The sequence below is a fragment of the Streptococcus ratti FA-1 = DSM 20564 genome, from assembly GCF_000286075.1.
GTDB lineage: Bacteria > Bacillota > Bacilli > Lactobacillales > Streptococcaceae > Streptococcus > Streptococcus ratti.
In genome coordinates this window covers 512,678-538,994 of sequence record NZ_AJTZ01000005.1, presented here as the reverse complement: position 1 = coordinate 538,994, position 26,317 = coordinate 512,678, and the positions used below count along the sequence as shown (strand labels likewise).

At 42.0% G+C, this 26,317-nt stretch carries 26 protein-coding genes and 1 other annotated feature; of the genes, 7 read left to right on the top strand and 19 right to left on the bottom strand.

The window, feature by feature from the left end; genetic code table 11:
* Positions 1-13: 13 nt before the first annotated feature.
* Positions 14-898, top strand: coding sequence for a polysaccharide deacetylase family protein (locus SRA_RS04620; RefSeq protein WP_003088175.1), 885 nt, complete (start codon positions 14-16; stop codon positions 896-898).
* 59 nt (positions 899-957) lie between these two features.
* Here the strand turns inward: SRA_RS04620 and SRA_RS04615 are convergent, their stop codons facing one another.
* The 6 genes from SRA_RS04615 to SRA_RS04590 all read right to left on the bottom strand — a co-directional run bounded on the left by SRA_RS04615 (position 958) and on the right by SRA_RS04590 (position 5,806).
* Positions 958-2,022: an acyl-CoA dehydrogenase family protein gene (locus SRA_RS04615; protein ID WP_003088174.1), complete on the bottom strand. Its 1,065-nt coding sequence runs from the start codon at positions 2,020-2,022 to the stop codon at positions 958-960.
* Between the two features lie 26 nt (positions 2,023-2,048).
* Complete coding sequence (locus tag SRA_RS04610) at positions 2,049-2,600, bottom strand: carboxymuconolactone decarboxylase family protein (RefSeq protein WP_003088173.1); 552 nt, start codon at positions 2,598-2,600, stop codon at positions 2,049-2,051.
* 236 nt (positions 2,601-2,836) lie between these two features.
* Positions 2,837-3,883: a zinc-dependent alcohol dehydrogenase family protein gene (locus tag SRA_RS04605; protein WP_003088169.1), complete on the bottom strand. Its 1,047-nt coding sequence runs from the start codon at positions 3,881-3,883 to the stop codon at positions 2,837-2,839.
* Between the two features lie 159 nt (positions 3,884-4,042).
* Positions 4,043-4,366: a carboxymuconolactone decarboxylase family protein gene (locus SRA_RS04600; protein WP_003088168.1), complete on the bottom strand. Its 324-nt coding sequence runs from the start codon at positions 4,364-4,366 to the stop codon at positions 4,043-4,045.
* Positions 4,367-4,399: 33 nt separating this feature from the next.
* Entirely contained in the window at positions 4,400-4,810 is a 411-nt protein-coding gene (locus tag SRA_RS04595; RefSeq protein ID WP_003088167.1) for a cupin domain-containing protein, read from the bottom strand.
* A 15-nt stretch (positions 4,811-4,825) separates the two neighbouring features.
* A complete protein-coding gene (locus SRA_RS04590) occupies positions 4,826-5,806 on the bottom strand; it encodes an alpha/beta hydrolase (RefSeq protein WP_003088165.1) in 981 nt (326 codons plus the stop codon).
* A 248-nt stretch (positions 5,807-6,054) separates the two neighbouring features.
* On the opposite strand from SRA_RS04590, the gene SRA_RS04585 reads away from it, so the two are divergent.
* Together SRA_RS04585 and SRA_RS04580 are read left to right on the top strand one after the other, a co-directional pair.
* Positions 6,055-6,924: a LysR family transcriptional regulator gene (locus SRA_RS04585; protein ID WP_003088164.1), complete on the top strand. Its 870-nt coding sequence runs from the start codon at positions 6,055-6,057 to the stop codon at positions 6,922-6,924.
* Between the two features lie 63 nt (positions 6,925-6,987).
* Positions 6,988-8,133: a low temperature requirement protein A gene (locus tag SRA_RS04580; protein ID WP_003088163.1), complete on the top strand. Its 1,146-nt coding sequence runs from the start codon at positions 6,988-6,990 to the stop codon at positions 8,131-8,133.
* A 138-nt stretch (positions 8,134-8,271) separates the two neighbouring features.
* Here SRA_RS04580 and SRA_RS04575 read toward each other — a convergent pair whose 3' ends face one another.
* The 4 genes from SRA_RS04575 to rplJ form a co-directional block, all read right to left on the bottom strand.
* Positions 8,272-8,901, bottom strand: a complete 630-nt coding sequence (locus tag SRA_RS04575; protein ID WP_003088162.1) for a putative quinol monooxygenase — start codon at positions 8,899-8,901, stop codon at positions 8,272-8,274.
* Position 8,902: 1 nt separating this feature from the next.
* Complete coding sequence (locus tag SRA_RS04570) at positions 8,903-9,823, bottom strand: amidohydrolase family protein (protein ID WP_003088159.1); 921 nt, start codon at positions 9,821-9,823, stop codon at positions 8,903-8,905.
* Between the two features lie 377 nt (positions 9,824-10,200).
* The gene (rplL, locus tag SRA_RS04565) at positions 10,201-10,569 is read right to left on the bottom strand and encodes a 50S ribosomal protein L7/L12 (protein WP_002262825.1); all 369 of its coding nucleotides are present in this window, start codon (positions 10,567-10,569) and stop codon (positions 10,201-10,203) included.
* A gap of 64 nt (positions 10,570-10,633) precedes the next feature.
* Complete coding sequence (gene rplJ, locus SRA_RS04560; RefSeq protein ID WP_003088157.1) at positions 10,634-11,134, bottom strand: 50S ribosomal protein L10; 501 nt, start codon at positions 11,132-11,134, stop codon at positions 10,634-10,636.
* Between the two features lie 31 nt (positions 11,135-11,165).
* Positions 11,166-11,299: a sequence feature (ribosomal protein L10 leader region), on the bottom strand.
* Between the two features lie 241 nt (positions 11,300-11,540).
* Here rplJ and SRA_RS04550 point away from each other — a divergent pair.
* On the top strand, positions 11,541-13,649 hold the full coding sequence (locus tag SRA_RS04550) for an AAA family ATPase (protein WP_003088154.1): 2,109 nt from the start codon (positions 11,541-11,543) through the stop codon (positions 13,647-13,649).
* Positions 13,650-13,705: 56 nt separating this feature from the next.
* On the opposite strand, the gene SRA_RS04545 is transcribed toward SRA_RS04550, so the two are convergent.
* Both SRA_RS04545 and SRA_RS04540 read right to left on the bottom strand, forming a co-directional pair.
* Positions 13,706-14,239, bottom strand: a complete 534-nt coding sequence (locus SRA_RS04545; protein ID WP_003088151.1) for an ECF transporter S component — start codon at positions 14,237-14,239, stop codon at positions 13,706-13,708.
* Positions 14,236-15,087: a pyridoxamine kinase gene (locus SRA_RS04540; RefSeq protein ID WP_003088149.1), complete on the bottom strand. Its 852-nt coding sequence runs from the start codon at positions 15,085-15,087 to the stop codon at positions 14,236-14,238. Before SRA_RS04540 ends, SRA_RS04545 begins: the two co-directional genes overlap by 4 nt.
* A 91-nt stretch (positions 15,088-15,178) precedes the next feature.
* Between SRA_RS04540 and SRA_RS04535 the strand changes: the two genes are divergently transcribed.
* The gene (locus SRA_RS04535) at positions 15,179-16,444 is read left to right on the top strand and encodes an aminotransferase-like domain-containing protein (protein WP_003088143.1); all 1,266 of its coding nucleotides are present in this window, start codon (positions 15,179-15,181) and stop codon (positions 16,442-16,444) included.
* 147 nt (positions 16,445-16,591) lie between these two features.
* Here SRA_RS04535 and mmuM read toward each other — a convergent pair whose 3' ends face one another.
* From mmuM to SRA_RS04495, 7 genes are all read right to left on the bottom strand, one after another.
* Complete coding sequence (gene mmuM, locus SRA_RS04530; protein ID WP_003088142.1) at positions 16,592-17,548, bottom strand: homocysteine S-methyltransferase; 957 nt, start codon at positions 17,546-17,548, stop codon at positions 16,592-16,594.
* A gap of 9 nt (positions 17,549-17,557) precedes the next feature.
* The gene (locus SRA_RS04525; protein WP_003088141.1) at positions 17,558-18,934 is read right to left on the bottom strand and encodes an amino acid permease; all 1,377 of its coding nucleotides are present in this window, start codon (positions 18,932-18,934) and stop codon (positions 17,558-17,560) included.
* Between the two features lie 285 nt (positions 18,935-19,219).
* Positions 19,220-19,816 (bottom strand): ribosome biogenesis GTP-binding protein YihA/YsxC, encoded by a 597-nt coding sequence (gene yihA, locus SRA_RS04520; RefSeq protein ID WP_281347398.1) that lies wholly within the window; start codon positions 19,814-19,816, stop codon positions 19,220-19,222.
* Between the two features lie 6 nt (positions 19,817-19,822).
* A complete protein-coding gene (gene clpX / locus SRA_RS04515) occupies positions 19,823-21,052 on the bottom strand; it encodes an ATP-dependent Clp protease ATP-binding subunit ClpX (RefSeq protein WP_003088137.1) in 1,230 nt (409 codons plus the stop codon).
* Between the two features lie 217 nt (positions 21,053-21,269).
* On the bottom strand, positions 21,270-21,767 hold the full coding sequence (locus SRA_RS04505) for a dihydrofolate reductase (RefSeq protein ID WP_003088134.1): 498 nt from the start codon (positions 21,765-21,767) through the stop codon (positions 21,270-21,272).
* Positions 21,768-21,875: 108 nt separating this feature from the next.
* Positions 21,876-22,649 carry a nicotinamide riboside transporter PnuC gene (gene pnuC, locus SRA_RS04500; RefSeq protein WP_050990613.1) on the bottom strand — a complete coding sequence of 258 codons (774 nt, stop codon included), beginning with the start codon at positions 22,647-22,649 and terminating at the stop codon, positions 21,876-21,878.
* Positions 22,650-22,765: 116 nt separating this feature from the next.
* The gene (locus SRA_RS04495; RefSeq protein WP_003088129.1) at positions 22,766-23,605 is read right to left on the bottom strand and encodes a thymidylate synthase; all 840 of its coding nucleotides are present in this window, start codon (positions 23,603-23,605) and stop codon (positions 22,766-22,768) included.
* A gap of 203 nt (positions 23,606-23,808) precedes the next feature.
* Between SRA_RS04495 and SRA_RS04490 the strand changes: the two genes are divergently transcribed.
* Positions 23,809-24,981: a hydroxymethylglutaryl-CoA synthase gene (locus tag SRA_RS04490; protein ID WP_003088127.1), complete on the top strand. Its 1,173-nt coding sequence runs from the start codon at positions 23,809-23,811 to the stop codon at positions 24,979-24,981.
* Entirely contained in the window at positions 24,974-26,278 is a 1,305-nt protein-coding gene (locus tag SRA_RS04485) for a hydroxymethylglutaryl-CoA reductase, degradative (RefSeq protein ID WP_003088125.1), read from the top strand. Before SRA_RS04490 ends, SRA_RS04485 begins: the two co-directional genes overlap by 8 nt.
* Positions 26,279-26,317: the final 39 nt, after the last annotated feature.

Genomic DNA, 26,317 nt, shown 5'->3' with positions numbered 1-26,317 from the left:
GAAAGGATAATTTATGATTAAGAAAAATAAAAAGCTGACCATTATCAATATAATATTGGTTCTTGCCTGCCTTGCAGTTTTAGGAGGTCTTGTAAGGGCACTCATGCGACAAAACAGCAAAACGAGCACTAAAACAGCCATTCCCGTGACCACTGTCAGTCAAGATAAAGTTCAAAAAGCAGCCAAAAAAGTCAAGTGGATCAAACAGAACGAGCCTGTGCAGCTGCCTATTTTGATGTATCATGCCATCCATGATATGACACCTGACGAAGCAGCCAATGCCAATCTCATTGTTGCACCCGCTGTTTTTGAAAGCCATATCAAGCGTTTGAGCGAAGAAGGCTATTATTTTTTGAGTCCCGAAGAAGCTTGCCGGGTTCTCAGCCAAAATACTCTGCCCGCCAAAAAAGTTATCTGGCTGACCTTTGATGACAGCCTGATTGATTTTTATACTGTTGCCTATCCTATTTTAAAGAAATATCAAGCTAAGGCAACTAACAATGTGATTACCACATTTACCGATGAAGGCAGAGCCGGCAACCTGACCGTTAAACAAATGAAGGAAATGAAAGCAAACGGCATGTCTTTTCAGTCACATACGGTTAATCACCCGGATTTATCAACATTGGATCAAAAAACACAGGCCAAGGAGCTCTCAGAATCAAAAACTTATTTAGATGAGCAGCTCAATCAAAGCACTGTAGCCATCGCTTACCCAGCAGGACGCTACAGCGACACTACTCTTAGCCTGGCTAAGCATCAATACAAGCTAGGTGTGACAACCAATGAGGGTTTAGCAAGCGCTGAAAATGGGCTTTTGTCCTTGAACCGTGTAAGAATTCTGCCTAACACCAGTGCTGATATTCTGATGAGTACTATTGCTCCTGCTCTACCATAATTTTTTACAAAAAAAGCAAGACCGAAACACATTTGTCTCGGTCTTGCTTTTTTGTCTGATTACACAGTTGCCAAAATATGCCGAAGCTGGACAGCACTTGGAGAGACAATTGGTAAAAAAGCCCCCTCATTCCAGCGGCGGATAAAACCAGAAGCCGAATCTTTGAAGTAACCGCGGCCGCCGCTTGCTTGTAACTCTAACAGCAAACTATTAGCCACAATATCTACAATATCAATGCGCAGCTGAAAAAGCTGACGAGGTGTTTGAATAAACTCTTGTGATTCCAAACCTTTAAACAGGTCACGCTGCACAGCACTTAGTTTAGCTCTTGTTTCACCATACTCTTCTTTAAGTACCGAACGGTTGCTGCTTAAGCTCTGTGCCACTTCGGCCAGCGAACGCTCTGCTAGGCCAAAAGCTAGACCGAATTGATACCCCAAAAACTCCGGACGCGTCTGAGCCAAAAAACCTTTGGCGTCATCGGACAGTATCCACGCATCGTCTAAAGGAACATTATTGAAGGTTAAAGCTGCCGTATTAGACCCCTGTAAGGCTACAAACTCCAAATCATCTGAACGCGACAGGCCAGACACTCCGGAAGGGATTACCAGAATAATCGGCTCTTTGCTATTGTCTTCAAACTGAGCTGCAAAAACAGCTGCAAAGTTATCAGAACGTAAATTTGTTATCCAAGGCAATCGCCCCTTAAGATAATGCTTCCCTTCTTTTTCAATAATGCTGACATTTAGGTCTTCAATATTAGATAAAAATTTAGTGGCATTTGATAAAGCCGTCCCAGCTGCTAGCTTTCCTGTTAATAAATCCGGCAGCCAAGACTTTTTCAGAGAGTCGTTGCTACTAGCAAGAATATTTTCAATAAAGGTTCGATGACCCCATGATATAAAAGCTGCTGTCAGTGAATGCTGGGCTAGCTCCGACAAAAAGGCAATGACTTCTGTCTTACTGCCACCTTGGCCACCATAGATTTCAGGTACAGCAAGACCAAAGACACCTTCTTCTGCAATTCGCTCCAGAAGCTGATCAGCCAAATCGCCGGATTCTCTGTCGAGCTGATCAGCATTAGCATCCAGCCAAGTTATAAAGTTTTCGGAAAAACAAGTCATTTTCGTCCTCCTTTTCTCATAATAAACTATTTTGCATATTGCTGTAATTCTGGATTAATCGGCGTATCCGCCATATTATTGGCATAATTGCAAAGCGATGCCAAGCTGACACCTAGGACAACATCAAGAGCATTTTCCTGTGTATAGCCTGCCTCCAAAAAATCGGCAAAGGCTTCATCTCCGACACGGCCTTTAGTATTAATGACGGCAATGGTGAATTTAGCTAGAGTATCCAGTTTAGGGTCATTGTCAATAGGAGTACTGTTTCGCAGAGCTTCTAAAAGATCCGGTGACATTTGGATCTGCTTAATCGAAAACGCAGTATGCCCTGCTACACAGAAAGCACAGCCATTAGTTACAGCTGCAGTAATCTGAACAACCTCCCTCTCTGTTGGCGTCAGAGAATTACGGCGGTTAATGGCTCCAACGGTGCGATAGGTTTCCAGTGCTGTCGGTGCATTGGCCAAGAGTCCGATAAGATTAGGAATATAGCCGCCGTTATCCTTCTCAACTGTACGCAGGGTTTCTTTGACTTCCTCAGGTGCCGTTTCGATGGTATGTATAGTAAATTTAGACATAAATTAACCTCTATTCTTTTTATATTTCTGATATAGTATCATCTCTCGGTCATCTTGTATAATCTAATTTTTTTATGGCTGGCTATAAGCATTAATTATGGAAAAAATGAGCAAAATCTTTGAAAATTTAAATAGCTTGTGCTCAATGGTATAGGTTAAGACAGATAAAAAAGACTGGGCAAACATTTGCCTTCAGTCTCTGTTAGTTTTCTCAATTGATTCTTATGTAGTTACTATCAATCTATGACAATCATTGATTTGATTGTTCTTCTTGCTTCCATATCCTTGTAGGCCTGATCAATATCATCCAGCTTGTAGCTTTGCGTGAAAACCTTGCCAGGATTGATTTCACCATCAAGGACAGCCTTTAGCAAAATACTCTTATCATAAGTTGTTACAGATGCCGGACCACCTGCAAAAATAGTATTTCTCATGAAATAATCGCCTGGGTTAATGTCATCCGTATGCGGAACTCCGACACGGCCGACAACAGCACCGGGACGGGCAATCTTAATCGCCGTTTCGGTCGAGAGCTGTGTGCCGACGCATTCAAGCGCAGCGTCTACACCGTCTCCGTTTGTCAGTTCCAGAACCTTGGCAACCCCTTCTTCGCCGCGTTCTGCAACAATATCTGTCGCGCCAAATTCTACAGCCAGTTCCTGCCGGTCTTTGTGGCGGCTCATGATGATAATTCGCTTAGCTCCGCGCATCTTAGCTGCAATGACCGCACAGAGTCCGACCGCACCGTCACCAACAACTGCAACCGTGTCTCCTTTTTGCACATTGGCAACCCGAGCGGCGTGATAGCCTGTTGGCATAACATCAGCAAGAGACAAAAGCGAAGCAATCATCCCTTCACTGTAATCGCTCGGCTGTCCGGGAACCTTCACCAAGGACCAATCTGCATGAGCATAGCGGACGTATTCGGCTTGGTAACCAGTGCTGAAGTTCGTGTTAGCATCATGACCTTGGCAGCCGCCTTCAAAGCCAGCACGGCAGGCAGCACAATGACCGCAGCCATGCGTGAAAGGTGCGATGACAAAATCACCCTTCTTAACTGTATTGACTTCAGAACCTGTTTCTTCAATAATGCCAATAATTTCATGACCGGTATTTCCAGAACCCGCTTCTTTTTGATCATCACCGCGGTAAGACCACAGGTCAGATCCGCACACACAGGAGCGCACCACACGGATAAGAGCATCATCCGCCTCAATAATCTGGGGTTTATCAATAGTTTCAACGGCCACTTGACCGGCTTTAACAAATACGGTTGTCTTCATAAGACCCTCCTTAACATTATTAGTCATACTTTACCATATCATATTACGATATTCAAACATGAAAGCAATAAATCAAGCAAATATCTCAGCATCATCTTAAAACACTGACAGGAACTTGATTTCAGGCTTGTCTGGACAAACAGGCCTAAAGTAAATGACTTATTGATTTTTCCAAATTTCCTTGGCAATTCCGAAAGCAGACCAGGCTTTTGGCCAGCCGACATAAAAGGCAATGTGAGTAATGATTTCTGAGATTTCTTCTTTGCTCACACCATTTGCTTTTGCAGCCTTGAGATGATGCTGGAGCTGTTCCCAATTTCCGCCGGTAATAAGCGCTGATACGGTTACAATTGAGCGAATTTTAGGTGATAATTCTGCTTCACGTGACCAGACCTCCCCAAAGAGGACATCATCATTGATTTCTGCAAATTTAGGAGCAAAGTCTCCTAACCGTTCCCGTCCTGCTGTTTGTTTTTTAGCCATATCCGTTAACCTCCTATAGCTTCATATTCATTTTCATTGATTGGCTTCTTCGTACTCTTGATCTGTCACTGGCTCATAGAACTCACTGGCTCCAGCAGTAATGGCCACATGGCTGAACCAAGCATCCTTGGCTGCCCCATGCCAGTGTTTAACCCCTTTATCGGTCACAACAACATCACCTGCCTTTAGATGACGTGCCGATTTTCCTTCTTCTTGATAAAGCCCTTCTCCTCCAGTTACCAGCAGGATTTGATAGCCATCCAAGTGCACATGCCAATTATTACGGCAACCTGGTTCAAAGGTCACATTGCCAACGCTCGCTGAACCATCTGGAGCCTGCGCCAGCATAGCTAAATAAGATTGACCTGTAAAACTAGCGCCGTAAGGGTTATCAACACCAAAATCAAAGATCGGATTATTTTTCACTTCTTCATGTTTAGCCATAGCAATCACCTCTTTCTATTTGCCTATCTGCTCGGAGATGAAGACCTCAATCTCCGCAAATGGAATCTTATCTTTTTGGTCATAGAGATCTGTGTGATTAGCTCCCTTAACCGTAATCATCTTCTTATTGTCACCTTTTAGCTTAGCAAAAGCGTCCTTGCCCATATAGTAAGAATGGGCGGCATCACCGTGAATAAGGAGAACAGCATTGCGAATCTCGTCGCTATAGTAGAGAAAACGTGCATTGGCAAAGCTAGTATTGGATTGAACCGCCCAGCCATCATTAGAGTTGAGGCTGCGTGCATGGTAACCGCGAGGCTGCTTGTAGTAAGCATAGTAATCCTTAACAAACTGCGGTGCATCATCTGGTAATGGATCAACTACACCGCCAGCCAAAGCATAGCTGCCTTTGGCAAAGTCTGCTGTTCGTTGATTAGCAAGACGCACGCGCTGCTGATAGCGTGCGTCTTCACTATCTGCTTTATCGAAATAACCATTGCCAGCGATACGCGACATATCATACATGGTTGAAACAACGGTCACTTTAATTCGTGGATCAATGGCCGCAGTATTTAAAGCAATACCGCCCCAACCACAGATACCGATGATGCCAATTTTATCTGGATTGACTGTATCTAAGTTAGACAGGAAATCAACTGCTGCTTGGAAGTCCTCTGTATTGATATCTGGAGACTGCATATAGCGAGGAAAGCCGCCAGATTCCCCTGTATAAGAAGGGTCAAAAGCTAAAGTCACAAAACCACGCTCTGCCATTTCCTGAGCATAGAGACCTGATGACTGCTCCTTGACAGCCCCAAAAGGTCCTGCAACTGCTAAGGCTGGAAGTTTTCCAGTTACTCCCTTAGGACTATATAAATCAGCGGCCAAGCTAATGCCAAAGTGGTTGGGGAAGGTTGCTTTTTGATGGTTAACCTTATCACTTTTTGGAAAAACTTTGTCCCATTCTTGTGTCAGATTAAAACGTTGTTCAGTCATCTTATAGCTCCTTTACTAGATATCGCACCATTAAACATTCCAAAAAACGAGCACCCCTGACAAACACTCGCAAGATTCTAGGAAGAGGACTCTATTTTCAGAGGAGTGCAGGCGGATTCGATTTATTTCTTCTTCCTAGTATACTCCTCTGTACAATTCATTACAAATACTTATAAATAATAGATATTATGCTTTCTAGGCATAATGTAAAAATTCATGTTATACTAGATAGGAAAGGAAATCATCTTATGGAACTTCGTGTTTTACAGTATTTCGTGGCCATTGCTGAGGAAAAATCTATTTCCAAAGCAGCTCAAAAGCGTCATGTGACCCAGCCAACCCTTTCTCGGCAGATCAAGGAATTGGAGGAAGAGCTAGGCACCCAGCTTTTTTACCGGGGAAGCCGAGAGATTGCTTTGACAGAGGACGGTCACTACCTCTACAGCCGCGCGCTTGAAATTTTGTCATTGGTTGATAAGACGAGCAGCAACCTCATAGAAAAGGGTCCTGTATCTGGTACAGTGACGATTGGAGCGGCCGAGGGGCGCTCGCTCAAGTCTGTCTTTTCTGTTGCCAAAGACGTTCAAACAGCCTACCCTAGTGTTCAGTTCAATATCAATAGTGCCAATGCCGACGATATTCTGGAAAAGCTCAATGCTGGAATTCTTGATTTTGGTATTGTTGCAAAGGAAGTTGACAAAAATATCTATGATCAGCTGCTCCTCCCCACTCAGGAATACTGGGGAGTTCTCCTTCCAAAAAAGCATGAGTTAGCCAATCATAGCAGTCTTAACTGGGATGATTTAGCCCCCTATCCAATTCTTTTACCCAACCAATCAGAATCTAAGACCTTCTTCAATCAAAAATTGCCTAATAAAATACAAATTCCAGCCACCTTTAATCTTATTTTTAACGGCAGTCTCATGGTGGAAGCTGGCATGGGTCTTGCCATCACTTGGTCAGATTTGGTTGCGACCGATAACAAAGAGAGCCCTCTCACCTTTATACCGCTAGAAGGCGATTTACCACCTATCCAGCTCTCCCTGATTTGGAAGAAACACAGCCAGCAATCCCAAGCAGCCAAAGCATTTTTGAAGGCTATTGAATCCATCTTTTAACAGATAACCTTCAGCATGGCTTTTCGCTTTATACCTATTTTTGTATTGAAAGGAACAAACTTTATGTCTTCACTTAGTCATCATAAACGCGTTGAGTTTACAGAACTCTTTTACGATCTTGTTTTTGTTTACGCCATCTCAAAAACGACCGCTCTTATCCATCATCTCCATCACGGAATTGTGAGCTTTTCTGCCATAGCAGCCTTTTTGGTTACTATCCTTATTTTGGTTAATACTTGGATGATCCAAACAGTTTTTACCAACCGCTATGGGAAAAATTCCTTTTTCAACATTATTGTCAGTGTCATCAATATGGCTATGCTTCTTTTGATCTCCAGCATGATCAGCAATGACTGGCAGGGTTACTTTAATTACTTTTGCTGGACTGTAGGTATCCTGACCTTGACCTTATTTCTCCAGTATTTGATTCAATATTTTAAACATGAAAGTACAGATAAGGATAAGTCACTAATTCTTAGTTTTCTAACTATGACTGGATTGCGCACGCTTGCTTCCTTTGTGGCTGCCCTTTTCCCTTTAGCAGTCGGCTATCCACTTTTTATTACAGGCATTGTGGTCAGTTTTTTGATGCCTATCGTCTATCGAAAACGTCAAAGTCTGGTGTCCATTAATTTTCCCCACTTAATCGAGCGCATCTCCCTCTTTGTCATCATCACCTTTGGCGAGATGATTATGGGTATTGCTCCTTTCTTTACGCCAGAAACCTTTGGTATTAGATCCGTTCTTATTTTCTCTATGATTACCCTCCTTTTTCTCTACTACTTTGGTCAGTTTGACCATGCGATTGATGACAGCACGGACACTCAAGGTCTCTTCTTGATTTATAGCCATTATCCTATCTTTATTGGTCTTCTCATGACCGCTGTGTCTATCACTTTTTTAACGGAGCAGAATGCCAACCATCTTTTTGCCGTCCTCTTTCTCTACACAGGATTGATTTTCTTTCAGACCGCTGTACTCTCCAACACTATTTACAACAAGCCCCATGTCATATATAGTAAAAACTACATCGCCTTACAACTAGCAACTACCTTTGTTGCAGCTATGGCAAGCATTTTAGCTGCAGCGAATTCTACCCTTGTCCTGTGTATTACCACTGCCTGCCTTTTCTTGATTGAAACCTATTTTCTGTTTTACTACACAAAGGGATGCCAAAAAGCAGGACTAACACCTGGAAATTGGTTTTAATAGCAATCATACAAATGAAGGTCATCCATCTATAAAAACGGCTAGAACATCAACTGTCCTAGCCGTTTTTATATACTAATATAAGCGCCCGTATCGCAGATGTATTTGACTCTAACACAAGATTTTCGCCTTAAAATCTCACTGATGCACCAGCATTTCACCCGTCAGAACTTGCAAGTCTTTATTGAGGACGAGGTCCTGAGTCTTGTTGATATAGTCCTTAAAATGCGGTGTTTGGCAGTGACTGGTATAAGCAGCTTCATTCTGATAGACCTCAAAGAAATACCAGATGTTGGGATTGGCTGTATCTTTACCAGCGTACATGACAAGGACACCTGCTTCTGTTTCCATACTGGCTCTCATCTCAGGGAGCACGATAGCAGAAAAAGCCTGGGAGTCGCTCACTTCCACTTGAGCCAAGCGGACTGATAAGCCTGCAGCAGCAAAATTTCGCATAGGCTCTGACTTTTGTAAGAAGATGGCAGGTTCCAAATTGATCACCTGACGACTGATAAAGGCTGCCTTGGCCATCTCCGCAAAGGATTTAAAATGCGAGGAAGCCACATGCGCCTGATAGGCTGCCTCACTGGCATAGCGCTCTACGACGATTTTTTGCAGGGGACTATTTTCGACATGGGCACCAAACATGGCTAACGTTCCGGCTTCCAAGGCCATAGATTGTTTGAAATTTTGTCTTCCTACTTGAGTATACTGCGCCTCAAAAGAGGGATCTAATCCTAATTTGAACAGTCTAAAAATTTCTGTCATCTCAATCTCCTAACTGATACAGCTCCTGCGCATTTTGACTAAAAATCTGCCGACGCTCTTGGCTAGTGATTGGTAGAAACTCAATAGCATGCGCAATGACCTCTGTAGCCCCGGCTGGCAGGATTCCTAGCGGAGCATCCGTTCCGAAAAGCACATGATCAACACCATAGTAATCCAGACAAAGCTCCAGAGCCTTAGGATTACCCAGAAGAGCCGTATCAACATAAAATTTCTTAAAATCATCTGCCTGATCCTGGGGCAAAATGTACTGAATGCGGCCTGCAAAATAAGGAACCATAGCACCACCGTGATGCACGAGAATCTTAAGATTCGGGAACTTTTTAAAATAGCCGGCTTGCACAATTTCCAGCATGGCCTGGGTCAGCTCGTACTCCCAGCTGAAAATGATATTATTATCCGGTTTTCTAGTATCAAAGACGGGGTGCAGCCAGATAGGCACATCTGCTTTTGCGGCTGCTTCAAAGACTGGCTTGAAGTCAGGATCAGCTACTGACTTTCCAAGGTGACGGGTAAAGAGCTGGATTCCCGAAATCTCAGGGTGCTCCGCGACAAAGCTCTCCACCACACGCACAGCCTCCGGAATGTTGTTCATAGCTACCATAGCCACACCGCCTGCGAAAACATCCGCATTCTCTCTAACAGTATGAAGCAGCTCTTCATTGGCCTTGTTCACCAGAAGCGCAGCCATTTTACCGGCCATATAATCTTCAGGATTGGCATTGACATAGCTGATAATCTGCTTGGTATCAGCCGGCATAGTCTTTCGGCGCTGCTGCAAATCCGTCAGGACTGAATTTTGAATAAAGGGCATTTTCTTGGCTAAATCCTTATCAAGCATGAGCATTTTTTCATAAAACTCAGGCAAAAGGACATGGGCAAAGGCATCAATTTTCAAAGTCATCTAAACACTCCTTCCAGCTTGCCACCTCATTAAAGACGATACCCTATTCTTCGCAGAGGGCGATTTAACTAAGTATACCGCATCCTTTTCAAAATTTCTAGTTTCTTCAAACTTTTTTACTGCTGACAGCTTATATCCAGTATAGGGGGATTTTTTATACATATTCACTTGTAGAGCAGAAGCAGAATACTTACCAGTAAAGTTCAAACGTGTTACTTTTTGTTTGAATTTTAAATTTAAATACTCTGCTAGTAGTAAAGGCTATGATAGAAAATTTATAAGACTGTGTCTCTCTATGACAAACACCCCCACAAACATTGCGGGGGTGTTTCCAAGGGGCTTCAAGCGAAGCCATCCCTTTTGTCATCATTAAATGATTATTTAAGAGTAACAGTTGCTCCAGCTTCTTCAAGCTTAGCTTTAAGTTCTTCAGCTTCTGCTGCTGCAACGCCTTCTTTAAGAACAGATGGTGCGTTATCAACAAGACCTTTAGCTTCTTTAAGACCTTCACCTGTGATTTCACGAACAACTTTGATAACAGCAACTTTCTTGTCGCCGCCAGCAGTCAATTCGATATCGAATGAATCTTTAGCAGCAGCTTCTTCTCCGCCTGCTGCACCAGCAGCAGCTACAGGAGCAGCCGCAGTTACACCAAATTCTTCTTCGATAGCTTTTACAAGGTCGTTCAATTCAAGAATTGAAGCTTCTTTAATTTCAGCAATAATGTTTTCAATGTTTAATGCCATTGTTAGTTTCCTCCAAATATGTTTTTATAAAATAATTTGCAGCTTCAGGCTGCTGTTTGAAGACTTAGGCAGCGTCTTCTTTGCTTTCTGCAACAGCTTTGACAGCGTATGCAACGTTGCGGACTGGCGCTTGAAGTACAGACAAGAGCATAGAAAGAAGTCCTTCTCTGTTTGGAAGTGTTGCGAGAGCCACGATTTCTTCTTTAGAAGAAACAGCGCCTTCGATTGCACCGCCTTTGATTTCAAGTGCTTCAGCATCTTTAGCAAAATCGTTAATGATTTTAGCCGGCGCAACAACATCTTCATTTGAAAATGCTACAGCAGACGGTCCGGTAAAGACATCGTCAAGTCCTTCAAGACCAGCTTTTTCGGCTGCACGGCGCAAGATTGAGTTTTTGATCACTTTAAATTCAATATCGCTTTCGCGAAGTGAACGGCGAAGAACAGTATCTTGTTCTACAGTAAGACCGCGTGAGTCAACAACAACGATACTTGCAGCTGCTTTCATTTTCTCAGCGACAGCATCAACCAATTCTGCTTTTTTAGCAATACTTGCTTCACTCATCAGTGTTTAACCTCCGTTTTTATTTTTGGCTGGATGCAAGAAAAAATCGCATCCAAACCCAGACACGAAAGTACAATACGTTTTTTTAAATTTACGTTTTGTGCCTCGGCAGGAATATTATGAGCACGGCTCCCCTGCTGTCTTAGGTCAGTTTTTTTCAAAACCTTTAATATCATATCATATTCTAAAAATAAGTCAACCCGTATATGCTTTTTTAAAGTAAGTAAAAAATTTTTTATTATATAATACATATTTCTTGATATATAACAATTAAGGTGTTATAATATATACAAATAGTTGATAAAGGCTGTAACAGTAAGGTTTTCTAGCAAAAACCACCTTAATACTGTTATAGTATAATTGTATCGGCTATTAGATTAATAAAAAGCAAAAAGAGGTAATGATTATGGCAAATGATTTTTACGGACGCGATCCTTTTGGAAATATGGACGATATTTTTAATCAATTAATGGGTAATATGGGAGGTTACAACTCTGAAAACCGCCGTTATTTGATTAACGGTCGTGAGGTAACTCCAGAAGAATTTGCACAATACAGACAAACCGGTAAACTTCCTGGAAATCCAGAAGTGCGGCAAAACCAAGCTGCTGGCCTTGCTCCAAAAGAAGATGGTCTTTTGGCTAAACTTGGTACTAATTTAACCGAAGAAGCTAGACAAGGTCATCTTGACCCTGTCATCGGACGCAATAAGGAAATTCAAGAGACCGCTGAAATTCTGGCCCGCCGTACCAAAAACAATCCTGTTTTAGTTGGTGATGCCGGTGTTGGTAAAACGGCAGTTGTTGAAGGTTTAGCACAGGCGATTGTCAATGGCGATGTTCCTGCAAGTATCAAAAACAAGGAAATCATTTCCATCGATATTTCAGGTTTGGAAGCTGGTACGCAATACCGCGGTGCTTTCGAAGAAAATATTCAAAACTTGGTTAAAGAAGTTAAGGAAGCTGGCAATATTATTCTCTTCTTTGATGAAATCCATCAAATTTTGGGAGCTGGTTCAACCGGCGGCGACTCTGGCTCCAAAGGTTTGGCAGACATTATCAAACCTGCCTTATCCCGCGGTGAATTGACTGTTATCGGCGCTACAACGCAAGATGAATACCGCAATACCATTATGAAAAATGCTGCGCTGGCACGCCGTTTCAACGAAGTCAAAGTGAACGCTCCTTCTGCTGAAGATACCTATGAAATTTTGCAGGGTATTTCAGCTCTCTATGAACAACATCACAATGTTATCTTGCCTAAGGAAGTTCTAAAAGCTGCCGTTGACTTATCTGTACAATACATTCCGCAACGCAGTCTTCCTGATAAGGCCATTGACCTTGTTGATATGACAGCTGCTCACTTGGCTGCTCAACATCCAGCAACCGATGTAAAAACACTTGAAAAAGAAATTCAAGCTGAAAAAGATAAACAGCAGGCTGCTGCCGAAAAAGAAGATTATGAAGAAGCTTTGAAATCAAAAACCAAGATTGACAAGCTGCAAGCACAAATTGACAACCACACCGAAGGGCAAAAGGTTACTGCTACTATCAATGATGTTGCTGAAGCGGTTGAACGCTTGACAGGCATACCTGTTTCACAAATGGGAACTAGTGATATTGAACGCTTGAAAGAAATGAATTCTCGTCTTAAAGGCAAAGTTATCGGTCAAGATGAAGCGGTTGAAGCTGTTTCACGTGCTATCCGCCGTAACCGCGCTGGTTTTGACGAGGGCAACCGTCCAATCGGCAGTTTCCTTTTTGTCGGACCTACCGGTGTTGGTAAAACGGAATTGGCTAAACAATTAGCCTTGGATATGTTTGGTTCTAAAGATTCTATCATTCGTCTTGACATGTCAGAATACAGCGATCGTACCGCTGTTTCCAAATTAATTGGTACTACTGCTGGCTATGTTGGTTATGATGATAATAGCAATACCTTGACTGAACGTGTTCGCCGCAATCCTTATTCTATCGTCTTACTTGATGAAATCGAAAAAGCAGATTCTCAAGTTATTACTCTTCTTCTTCAAGTATTGGATGACGGTCGCTTGACAGACGGACAAGGCAATACGATTAACTTTAAAAACACTGTGATTATTGCAACATCAAATGCTGGTTTCGGCAATGAAGCTCTGACTGGTAAAGAAGATAAAGACATGAAAATCATGGATCGTATTGCACCTTACTTCCGCCCTGAGTTCCTCAACCGTTTCAATGCCGTTATTGAATTCTCTCATCTGACTAAAGAAGATTTGGATGAAATCGTTGAACTTATGCTTTCTGAAGTGAACATCACTCTTGCTAAAAAAGGCATTGATCTTACCGTTAGTGACAGTGCTAAAGCACATCTGATTGAAGAAGGTTACGATGAAGCGATGGGTGTCCGTCCGCTCCGTCGAGTTATCGAACAAGAAATCCGCGACAAAGTAACTGACTTCTACCTTGATCATACAGATGTTAAACATCTAAAGGCAGATATGCAGGATGGCCAATTGATCATTGAAGAAGCTTAATCGGATAAAATTTGAGAGGTTAGACTATGGTTCTAACCTCTTTTTTGTTTTTTTAACTATTGCTTGCCTTGGACAATTCGTTTGAAAATAGGATAGAGTATAGGAACAGCTATGACTGTAACAACTGAAGTCCCAAAAGTCCCTGCAATTTTGGTCAAAGCCCCTGCTATTGCCGGAAATAAAGTCAGCCCGCCAACTAAACTGTTAATCAAGGTATACTTGAAAAGATTAAGAATAATCTTTGTTACCGCAGCAATCAGTCCGACAGCAAAAATATAACTGGACTTATCATTAGATTTCATTGCTTTTTCATAAACCAAATGCAGAACATAGCAAACAATCAGAGATTCTAAAATAGTAATCCAAACTTCTGCTGCATAACCATTGAAAATATCAAAAAGCCCCAAACCAAGTGTAGCCGCCAAGGCGCCGAAGCCCGATCCAAATATAAGAACAGCCACCACAACCAGAGCATTTCCCAAATGAATAAACTGAGGCCCCACCTGAATACGCAGAAATTGGACACTGACTAAAATCAAGGCTGCAAATAAACTCACTTCTATCAAACGGCGTAGTTCTTCTCTTTTCATCTTATTTCCTCCAGTAACGATTGATGCTGCTTGATGAGTTCAAGCAGGTGCGGCTCATAACAGAGACCATATTTTAAATCACGGTTTAAAGCCAAAGTAGTTTGAATAGTCTCATCCAAAAATTTTAAAGCCAGACGGGCCGACTTTTCCAATGCGATTCCATGGAAATAGCTGCTGGCCAAGATAGCTGTGATAATATCCCCTGTTCCGTAAAACAGCTGAGGATAGCGCTTAGCCATCACATAAATGATTTCATCCTTTTGTTTTTGATAAAGGGCTAAGCCAATCTTATCTTTTTCAAAAGAGACTCCTGTTAAAACAACAATTTTCGGCCCTAAATCAGCTAAGCGCCGCAAAAGATTTTCGATTTGGAGAGGATCATAACAATCCCCAATATAGGCTGTGTCTGTCAAAAAAGCAGCCTCTGTCAGATTAGGAGTAATAACATCTGCTTTTTGGCATAGGCGGAGGATATTTTGCGCATAAGTTTGATCAAATCCCTGATAAAAATGCCCATAATCCCCCATAATGGGGTCTACAAAAAGTGAGAGCTCCTTTTTTTCTGCAAAATCAATCAGCAAGGTAATTTGCTCCTTATTTTTTAAATACCCTGTCACCAAGCCATCAAAAACAAGATCTAATTCCTGCCACTGCGACAGAAAACCAGCCATACCAGCTGTATAGTCATCTATGTGAATATTTTTAAAGCCGCCTGTATGTGAAGACAGCAGAACAGTCGGTAAAATAACAGTTTCTATCTGACAAGCCGCCATAATTGGCAGACTTTCGGCCAGAGCAACCTTGCCCAATCCAGGCAAATCATTAGCCACCAGCAAACGCGGTATCATAAAAACCTCCCATTTTTTAAAACTTAAAATTATTGTAAGAAATTTTAGAATGCGGTACAATAGGGATAAAATCAAACTGTATGGGGACAAAATGGCTAGTAAATATCAAGAAATTTTAGCAACAATTGTTCAGCAAATCGAAACCGGCAGGCTGACACGAGGAGATAAACTGCCTTCTATCCGCCAGCTGAGTTCTGAATTTAACTGCAGCAAGGACACTGTTCAAAAAGCTTTTTCAGAATTAAAATACCAAAAATATATCTATCCTGTTCCTAAAAGCGGATACTATGTTTTTGAAGATAATCATGCAGAAGAGCAGCTGCCCAAGGTTTCTTCCAGTGATTACAATAATATGGCTTATGAAGATTTCAGAACCTGTATGAACGAGACCCTAGTTGGCCGGGAAAATTACCTCTTCAATTACTATCACCAGCAGGAAGGTCTGGAAGAGCTGACACAGTCTTTGCAGACCCTGTTTTTAGACCAGGCTATTTACAGCAAAAAGGAAAATATTGCGGTGACATCCGGAACCCAGCAAGCCCTCTACATCTTATCCCAAATGAACTTTCCCAATCAAAAAAAGACCATTCTTTTGGAGCAGCCTACCTATCACCGGATGAATGCCTTGGTCAAATCCCAAAATCTTCCCTTTTTAACTATCAACCGCAGTTTTGAGGGACTTGATTTCAACCTCTTAGAAGATCTTTTCCGCCAAGAAGATATTAAATTTTTCTATACCATTCCGCGTCTCTCCAATCCCCTGGGCCTCTCATACAGCCTCAAAGAAAAACAGCTCTTGGTAGAGCTGGCGCAAAAGTATGATGTCTATATTGTGGAAGACGACTACATGGCAGATTTTGACAAACCATCCAACCTTTCCCTGCATTACTTAGATACAAACGATAGGATTATTTATCTTAAATCTTTTTCAACAACTCTCTTTCCGGCTCTGCGTTTGGGAAGCCTGATCCTGCCTAAAAAACTGCGGAAAAGCTTTTTGGCCTACAAAAGTTTGATTGACTACGATACAAACCTTATCATGCAAAAGGCACTGTCGCTTTATATTGATAATGGCATGTTTGCCAAAAACAAAAAACACCTCAGACAGATTCGCAATCAGGAGCGAGCTGAGCTAAAGCAAGAAATTCCGGCAGCGTTTCTTAAGCTGCCCCATCACCTTTTTCATGATTCCCTGATTCTTCAGCTCCCTCCTAAAACAAAACTATCACTTTTAAAACATAGGCTAAATGAACCTGATTTCTTGGAAAAAAATTATATCACGGACTGCCCTTACCAATTTATTCAGCTTAAAAAAGACAGCAATTGGCAAGATGTGCTAACTTTTTTAAATCTCTAAAAACAACCAAAAATAAAGGGACTGAAAGCTTTTGCTCAGTCCCCTTGTTTCGGGCAGCAGCTATTGATTTCAACACCTGTTCAGGGTATCTTTCAGAAAAATAAAATTCTCATTCTGTTTTTTAACTAGTGGGCAGCAACTGACAGTTTAACGGCGCTTTTTTAATCCTTGGCTCAAGCTCTCAATGTCACTGGGCCTCGTCCGGCAGCAGCCTCCTACAATTTTAGCTCCTAGGTTCTGCCAAGAAACGGTATTTTCTAAAAGCGTATGTGACCTATCCGCTGTCTGAGTCCATGTCTGGTGCTGACCATCATAAACCTCACCTGAATTGGGATAAGTCACCAAGGGTTTATCAGTAACTGTGCTCATTTTCTTTAAAAGATCAGTATAAACTAAAGGAGAGCTGCAATTGATACCCAAGGCCAGAATCTGCGGTGCCGCATCCAGTAAAGCTGCTACTTCTTCTATTGCTGTACCGTCAGAAATACTGCTGCTGTTTTGAGCTGTAAAACTCATATAAGCTTCGGCAGCAGGGAACTCTTCCTGCAGCAGTTCTGTTAGAGCTTTGGCTTCCAAAAAACTGGGAATTGTTTCCAAAGCCAGCAAATCACTGCCCTTTTCCAACAAAACAGCAATACGCGGTCTGTGAAAATCTTTAAGCCCTTCTTTATCTATTGAGCCGTAATCGCCGGTATATTCTGAGCCATCAGCCAAGTAGGCAGCATAAGGTCCGACATCGCCGCTAATCAAAGGGTAGGGGCGTCCGTGTTTTTCTTTTTCGCTTAATCCCTGCCAGACTTTTTCTCTGGCTTTTTTTGCTAAATCAACAGTCAAAGCTATGGTCTTTTCAGCCTCTTCCTGACTGAGACCGTAGTCACACAGCCCTTGGAGACTAGCCTGGTAGCTGGAAGTTGTCACGATATCAGAGCCTGAACGCAAGTAAGTCTCATGAATAGACTGAATCAAATCAGGATCCTCTAAAAGGTATTTGGCTGACCATAATTTCCCTGAAACATCATGGCCCAAAAATTCCAGCTCTGTTCCCAAGGCACCGTGTAAAATTAAATACTCTTCCTGCTCTAGCAATGTTTTAAAATGTCCCATAAAACCTCCTTAAAATTTCCGATAACGCCAGTAATAATAAAGATAGCATAAGGCTATAAACGGCAGTCCGAAGTAAAGTCCTGCTCTTTGTGAAGCATCCCAAGCAATACCAATAACCGAAATCAACAAAAGCATAATCGTAATATAGGGCAAAACCGGTGTCAAAGGAGTTTTGTAAGCTAGCTCCTCTTCGGTATGTTTTTTCAGCCATTCTTTGCGAAAATTAATCTGCGCCATGGGAATAGACAGCCATACTACCACTACTGCAAAACCTGCAACAGATACCAAAGCCAAATAAACAGTATCTGCAGCATAAATACTTGAAAAAAGAGCCAAAACAGCACCCGCCATAGATAAAAGCAAAGCACGCATAGGAACTCCATGTTCATTGATTTTGACAACTTTCTGACTAATCATACCTTCATTGGCCAGAGACCAAAGCATGCGGCTAGAGGCATAGAGCCCGGAATTTCCTGCTGATAAAATAGCCGTTAAAATAACAAAATTCATGATGTCAGCAGCAAAAGGAACCCCCATTTTGTCAAAAACATCAACAAAAGGCGCACTGGATACACCTGCTTCTTTCATTGGCAAAAGCGAAGCCAGAACAACAATGGTTAACACAAAAAAGATGACCAGACGTCCAATGGTTGTTTTAATAGCTTTAGGCACAGCTTCTTTAGGCTTATCCGTCTCACCTGCAGCAATACCAATCAGCTCTGTTCCGCTGAAAGCATAGTTAACGGCTAGCATAACAGAGATAAGAGCCGAAATCCCCTTCGGAATAGCCCCGTGAGCCAGCAGATGTCTAAAAAGGATGGGCTCATGCTTGCCATCAAAGGAAACTAGTCCAATCATGGCTCCCATTCCCAAAACAATAAAAACGAGAATTGCAATGACCTTAATGCTCGAAAAGAAAGACTCTGCCTCAGCAAAAGAGCGGACGCTGAGAGCATTAATCCCAAAAATAATCAGAGCAAAAAGCGTCGCAAACACCCAAGTTGGAACCTGAGGAAACCATCGTCCCATAAGCATGCCTGCTCCCAGGAATTCTGTTCCAAGAGCAACAGTCCAGCAAATCCAGTACAGCCAGGCAACGGTAAAGCCAGTTCCCGGACTGATAAACTTGGTCGCATAGCTATGAAAAGAACCGGTTATCGGCATAGCAACCGCCAGCTCTCCCAATGACAGCATCACCAGATAAACGACTACTGCACCGATTAAATAGGAAATGACAGCTCCCAGAGGACCAGCCTGTGCAATCGTATAGCCAGAGCTCAAAAAAAGCCCTGTTCCGATAACACCGCCCAAAGACAGCATAAAAAGGTGACGGCTGGTCATTTTTCGCTTGAATTGGCCTTCATTTTCAAAATTATGATTTTCCATGACTTCTCCTAAACTTTAATAGTTTTATCATAACACAATTAAGTTATCTTAGATAATAGCTATTTTCTATCAAGCTATTAGCTAGAAACTATAACCAAAAAACAGTTTGACCAATACTCAGTCTTCCACAGACCTTCTTATTATCTTAATACTTAATGAACGAAATGGCTAAAATTGCCTATTAAAAAATCGATTCATTGTGCGGACAGCCAATAAAAAAAGACAGGCCAAAGACGAATCCTAAGCAGAAAACTGTCTTTCCTATCCTTATTTCTATATCTCATTTTACAAACATTCTAAAATAGCATCCCAGGATGCATCCAAACCGGTGCGATCAACGGATGAAAAAATAATGAACTGATCAAGCTTATCAAAGTTTAGTTTCTTTTTTACGGCCGCTTCATGCTTGTTCCATTTGCCGCGGGGAACTTTATCGGCTTTTGTAGCAACCAAAATGACCGGAATGTCATAGTATTTGAGAAAATCGTACATTTGGACATCGTCCGCACTGGGATCATGACGAAAATCAACCAAGCTGACTACCGCCCGTAAATTATCACGGCTGGTCAAATACTCTTCGATCATTTTTCCCCATTTGGCACGATCAGCCTTGGAGACCTTAGCATAACCATAACCGGGAACATCTACAAAACGCAGCTTGTCATCAATATTATAAAAATTCAGCAGCTGGGTCTTACCGGGCTTGCCAGAAGTTCTGGCAAGATTTTTCCGTCCCAAAAGTGTATTGATAAAACTTGATTTGCCGACGTTTGAACGCCCGGCCAGGGCCACTTCCGGCAAATCATCCTGTGGATAATGCGACTTATTGGCTGCACTTAAAAGAAGAGAGGCATTGTGGGTATTTAAAATTTCACTCATCAGTTCTCCTCAGGCCGTTTCAAGAATCGGTTTATCTGTTCCTTCAACAGCTTCTTTGGTAATGCGAACACAGGTCACATCTTCCTGGCTTGGAATTTCAAACATCAAGTCCAGCATGGTTTCTTCAATAATAGACCGAAGTCCCCGTGCACCTGTTTTCCGCTCAATCGCCTTTTGAGCAATAGCTTCCAGAGCATCTTGATCAAATTCGAGCTCAACACCGTCATAAGACAGAAGAGTCTTATACTGCTTAACCAAGGCATTCTTAGGCTCTGTCAGAATCTTAACCAAATCGTCAACTGTCAGCTGTTCAAGGGCTGCCAAGACCGGCAGGCGACCGATAAACTCGGGAATCAGACCGAATTTTTGAATATCCTCAGAAATAATCTCTTGCATGTAGGATGACTTGTCATCAACCTTTTTATTATTTTGTCCGAAACCGATAATCTTTTCTCCCAAGCGCTGCTTAACAATATCTTCGATTCCGTCAAAAGCACCGCCAACGATAAAAAGAATATTCTTGGTATTGATCTGAATCATTTCCTGCTGCGGATGCTTGCGGCCACCTTGCGGCGGTACACTGGCTACTGTTCCTTCAATAATTTTAAGCAGGGCCTGCTGAACACCCTCACCGGAAACATCACGGGTAATTGAAACATTTTCACCTTTTTTAGCGATCTTGTCAATTTCATCGACATAGATAATGCCGCGCTCCGCGCGCTCCACATTATAATCAGCGGCCTGAATTAGCTTCAGCAGAATATTTTCAACATCTTCTCCCACATAACCAGCTTCAGTTAGGGCAGTGGCATCTGCAATAGCAAAGGGAACATTGAGACTTTTAGCCAAGGTCTGAGCCAAAAAAGTTTTTCCGGAACCTGTCGGGCCAATCATGAGAATGTTAGACTTTTGTAAGTCAACATCCTGATCTTCCTGACTTTCTGTGAAACTGATGCGTTTATAATGGTTATAAACTGCAACAGCCAAGGCACGTTTAGCACGATCCTGCCCGATTACATAGCTGTCCAAAATTTCCAAGAGTTCCTTAGGTTTTGGTACTTCAGTGAGATCAGACAAAACTTCTTCTGCTAACTCTTCGCGGATGATTTCCTGAGATAATTCAACACATTCATTGCAGATGAACACACCGTTGCCTGCAATGATTTTTTTAACTTCATCTTGATTTTTGCCACAGAATGAACAGTGAACTGTGACATCATTCGTTCTATTTCCAGCCATTTCTTCCTCTAATTTCTAATCTTTTTTAAAACAGGGTTCCATAAAAAGCATGAATGGTATTCACAATATTTGTAAAAGCATTCAGTAAGAAAAATATCCCTAAACCGTAGCGATTTTTCCTAAACGCAGGAATTGCGCATAAGATACAAATCACAAACAAAAAGGCAGTAAACACCCCAAAAATACTTCTTTGCATAATCTCAGGCAAATCTCCTTGCTACTTTTTTTGCCAGACAGTAATCGTAAAAGGATAAGCATTTTTATCATCACTGTCAAAATCTGTGCTTGCCGTCTGTTTAAACCCAGACCAATTAAAATCTGGGAAATAAGTGTCTCCTAAAAACCTTCCGTGAACCTTGGTTCTGATAAGTTCATCGTAATAATTTTCGAAAACTTTATAAATGCTGGCACCGCCGACAACATAAAGATTCTTGTCCTGACTGTTAAACCAAGCCAGCACCTCTTCCGGACTGTTGAGAGCCTTAACGCCTTCTGCCTGAAAACCCTGATCCCTTGTCAGAATTATGGTTTCACGGTTAGGAAGAACGCGGCGCTTCATCCCATCAAAAGTGACACGCCCCATTAAAAGTGCATGCCCTGTTGTTGTTTCTTTAAAATGCTTCAGCTCCTTGGGAAGATGCCAGGGGAGCCTGCCATCCGCACCAATCAAGCCATTTTCATCTTCTGCCCAAATGGCAATTATTTTTTTTGTCACTTTTACAGATTACCTTTTATTCTCATTTCTTTCATTTTAACAAAATTAGATAAAAAATGCATTGAAAAAAATCAAATGCAGTTTTTATGGCAATCATTTTAGAATTTTTCAAACACTTTTTGCAGTTGTTTTAATGTCACGTTCCCATTTTACCCAGCCGACAATACTATTAATCATATAAATGATATACATGAGCATAACATGCGGCTCTGCTCCCCACCAGAGAAATATGCTGAGGATATTGGTCGCTATCCAAAAAAGCCACTGCTCACTGTACATTCCCGTCTGCAAAAACTGACCGCTCCAATTAGTACCGTCTGTTGAGCTGTCCCAAAAGGGACGGCGAGAACCAATTGATTGATAAATAAAACCAAAAACCAGCCAAACAGCAAGAGCAATTCCCAATGATTTCAGCCAGCCGAGCGGTGTTAATTTTCGTGATTTAACATCCCTGACTTCAGCTTTCTTTTCCTGCCCATTACGGTGACCCACCAACCAATAATAAGCACCGACAAATTGCATGATAGTAAAAAATAAGGTCGTTAAAACTTCACCGTAATACATGTTCTCAAAACTCAGATAAAGATAGAGCATCTCATGAACAAAACCTATGAAATAATTGCTGATACGGCCTTCTGCAACAAAAATAACACATAAAATTCCTGTAAGCGCTGCTGCAAAACCGGCAATATGCCGTGTACCGCCGATAAATTCCAATAAGAGAGTCGGCAGGCTGAGCCCCAAAAGATAAAGCCACTGCGTCAGCGTTCTATGGCTAAATAAATCTTCCCACAGCAGCTTTAACAGCTTTTTAAATCCCAGCTTTTTCCCCTCTTTAAACAGCCATTTAATATTATCCCAAACTTTAATTGCTTTTGTCATTTTTCCATCTTCTTTAAAATCAATTAGTTGGTATTTATTATACAGCTGCCTGTTCATATGTCAAGACACATGTCCGAATATCAAAAAAGTTTAACTCAACGTCTTTTACTAACTATTTAAATAGCTAAATCAAATTTCAGCTGCGGTTTGACCGGATTGTAATCAATCAATTCAAAATCCTCGGGTTTGATGTCAAAGAAATTGGTTTTATCGGGAACGTTCAGCACTAGACGAGGCTGGCAGGCTGATGGTTGGCGATTCAAAAGCTCTTTAGCCTGTTCAAACTGATTATCATAGATATGAAGATTGTTGACAAAATAGAAAAATTTACCAACTTTCCAGCCAAAGTGTTTGGCAATCATCATTTGAAGCGCAACATATTGCATAGCGTTGATGTGGTGAGCAACCAGCATATCATTAGAGCGCTGAGTTAAGGTTGCATCCAGATAAATATCCTCACCCACACGGCGAACATCAAACATGGTCTGAAAGGCACAAGGAAGAAGTCCAGCTGTCTTTTCAAAAGCTTCATAATCCCAGAGACTGATGACATTGCGGCGATTCCACGGGTTTTCTTCGAGCTGCTGGAGAATTTTAGTTATGATATCGTGCTTTTTGACAATAGCACCGTAACGCTCGCCAATGGTTCCTGTCTGTCCGACTTCCCAGTCATTCCAATATTTGACACCATATTTATCATTTAAAACAGACAAATCATTGCTTTGATCCTGATAGATCCAAAAGACTTCTTTGATGGCTGACTTAATAGCAATCGGACGCAAAGTAGTAATGGGAAACTCACCCTCTGCCAAATCATACTCCGCAAAGGAGCCCGTGATGTATTTAGAATTGGCTGTCTTGCCATTCTTATACTTAGGGCGCGCCTGCTCGCTCCAAGCACCTGTTTCTAAAATTTTATGAATATTTTCCTTAAAAATAAGATCTGCCTTGGTCATAGTTTTCCTCTCTATACAAAAATTCATGTTGAATTTCTTTTATGAAATATTATAGCAAAAAATAGTCTTTCCGTGGGCTATTAAACACGAGACGTTTTTTAATTTGATTCTAAAAAGTTTATTCGTTAATTTTATTTTAAATTGTGATAAAATAACTATGACATTTTACAAAAAACATCATAAAAAGAAAAGAAGGAATACCTATGACAATTGGAATTGATAAAATTGGTTTTGCAACCAGCCAATATGTCTTGAAGATGAAAGACTTAGCCGCAGCTCGCGGAGAAGATCCCGAGAAATTCAGCAAGGGGCTCATGCTTGACGCACTCAGTATTGCTCCTATTACAGATGACATCATCACTCTAGCCGCTTCTGCTGCTGAGGAAATTTTAACAGATGAGGACAAAGAGCTAATTGATATGGTTATTGTCGCAACAGAGTCAAGCGTCGATCAAAGCAAGGCAGCTGCTGTCTATATTCACCAGCTGCTGGGCATTCAGCCTTTTGCCCGCAGCATCGAAATGAAAGAGGCCTGCTACAGTGCTACTGCAGCTCTTAATTATGCTAAACTGCATGTCGAAAAACACCCTCAGTCACGAGTGCTTGTACTGGCAAGTGACATTGCTAAATATGGTATTAATACTCCCGGTGAGTCAACTCAAGGTGCAGGCAGCGTGGCCATGCTCATTAAAAAAGATCCCAATATTTTGATTCTTCATGATGAAACACTGGCGCAGACACGTGATATCATGGATTTCTGGCGCCCTAATTATTCGACTACACCTTATGTTAACGGCATCTATTCCACCAAACAGTATCTGGATCTGCTGAAAACAACTTGGACAGAGTACCAGAAACGCTTTGAAACCTCTTTGGCTGATTTTGCAGCCTTTTGTTTCCACCTGCCCTTTCCAAAGCTGGCTCTCAAAGGTTTCAATAAAATCATGGACAAAACGCTGTCAAGCCCTGTGCAGGAAAAACTGCGCGCAAATTTTGAAGCTTCTATCCTGTACAGCCAGCAGATTGGAAATATCTATACAGGCTCGCTTTTTTTAGGCCTGCTTTCACTGCTTGAAAACAGCAGACATTTATCAGCTGGCGATAACATTGCTCTTTTTAGCTACGGCAGCGGTGCTGTAGCAGAAATCTTCACAGGAACCTTGGCTGAAGGTTTTAAAGAACAGTTATTAAGCAATCGTCTAGAAAGCCTCGCGCAGCGCAGTCCCTTATCGGTGGCAGAATATGAAAAAATGTTCTTTGAAGAGGCCGCTTTAGATGAAAGTGGCAGTGCCTCTTTTGACCACTACAAAACGGGACCTTTTGCCCTTAAAAAAATCACAGAACATCAGCGAATTTATGGTGAAGCCAATGACTAAGAAGGTAATGAACTGGACAGGCTTTTCTAAGAAGTCCCTGCAGGAGCGAATCAATTTGCTGGCTGAAAAACAGCTGCTCAGCTCTGAAAATGTAGACAATCTGAAACATAATCGTCAGCTGCCGCTGGAAACAGCCAATCAGATGGCCGAAAATGTTGTAGGAACACATTCTCTGCCTTTTGCCTTGGCGCCAGATTTTCTTATTGATGGCAAAGACTATCAGGTTCCCTTTGTAACTGAAGAACCTTCTGTTGTTGCTGCTGCTAGTTTTGCTGCCAAAATTATCAAGCGTTCGGGCGGCTTTACAACGGTCATTCATGACCGGCTGATGATTGGTCAGGCCGTACTTTATCAGGTTCCCAATCTCAAGAAATCCCAAAAAGATATTATGACCCAAAAGGCTCAATTATTGATGCTAGCTGATAAGGCCTACCCGTCTATCGTTAAACGAGGAGGCGGCGCACGCGATTTGACAGCAGAGATTAAAGAAGACTTTCTTATTGTTTACCTGACAGTTGACACACAAGAAGCCATGGGAGCCAATATGGTTAATACCATGATGGAAGCCTTGATGCCGCTGCTGGAAGAATTATCCGGCGGCCAGCAGCTAATGGCAATTCTGTCAAATTACGCAACAGAATCCCTAGTCACAGCAAGCTGTCAGGTTGATCTTAGATTTCTCAGCCGTGATAAGGCAAAGGCACAAACATTCGCCCATAAGATAGAGCTGGCAAGCAAGCTGGCGAAAACAGATAGCTATCGTGCCAGCACTCATAATAAAGGAATTTTCAATGGCATTGATGCTGTTGTGATGGCAACTGGCAATGATTGGCGGGCTATAGAAGCAGGTGGTCATGCCTATGCAGCTAAAGACGGCCAGTACCGAGGCTTGTCTGCTTGGGCTTTTGATCAAAAACAACAAATCCTCAAAGGCTCCCTGACTCTGCCTATGCCTGTTGCAACCAAGGGCGGATCTATCGGCCTCAATCCCAGTGTCCGGACAGCTCATGACTTGTTGGGCAATCCAAACGCCCGTGAGCTGGCAGCTGTCATTGCTTCAGTGGGTCTGGCACAAAATTTTGCAGCACTTAAGGCCCTTACCAGTACCGGTATTCAGGCAGGACACATGAAATTACAGGCCAAATCTTTAGCCTTGCTTGCCGGAGCTAAAGAAAAGGAAGTTCCAACTCTTGTTTCTCAGCTTCTTAAAGCTAAACATCTGAATTTGGAAACAGCGCAGAGTATTTTACAAAATCTCAGAGATCAAGAGAGTGGGACAAAAATCGGTAAATCGTAATGACATTACGATTTCGATTTTGTCGTCCCACCTCCGCAC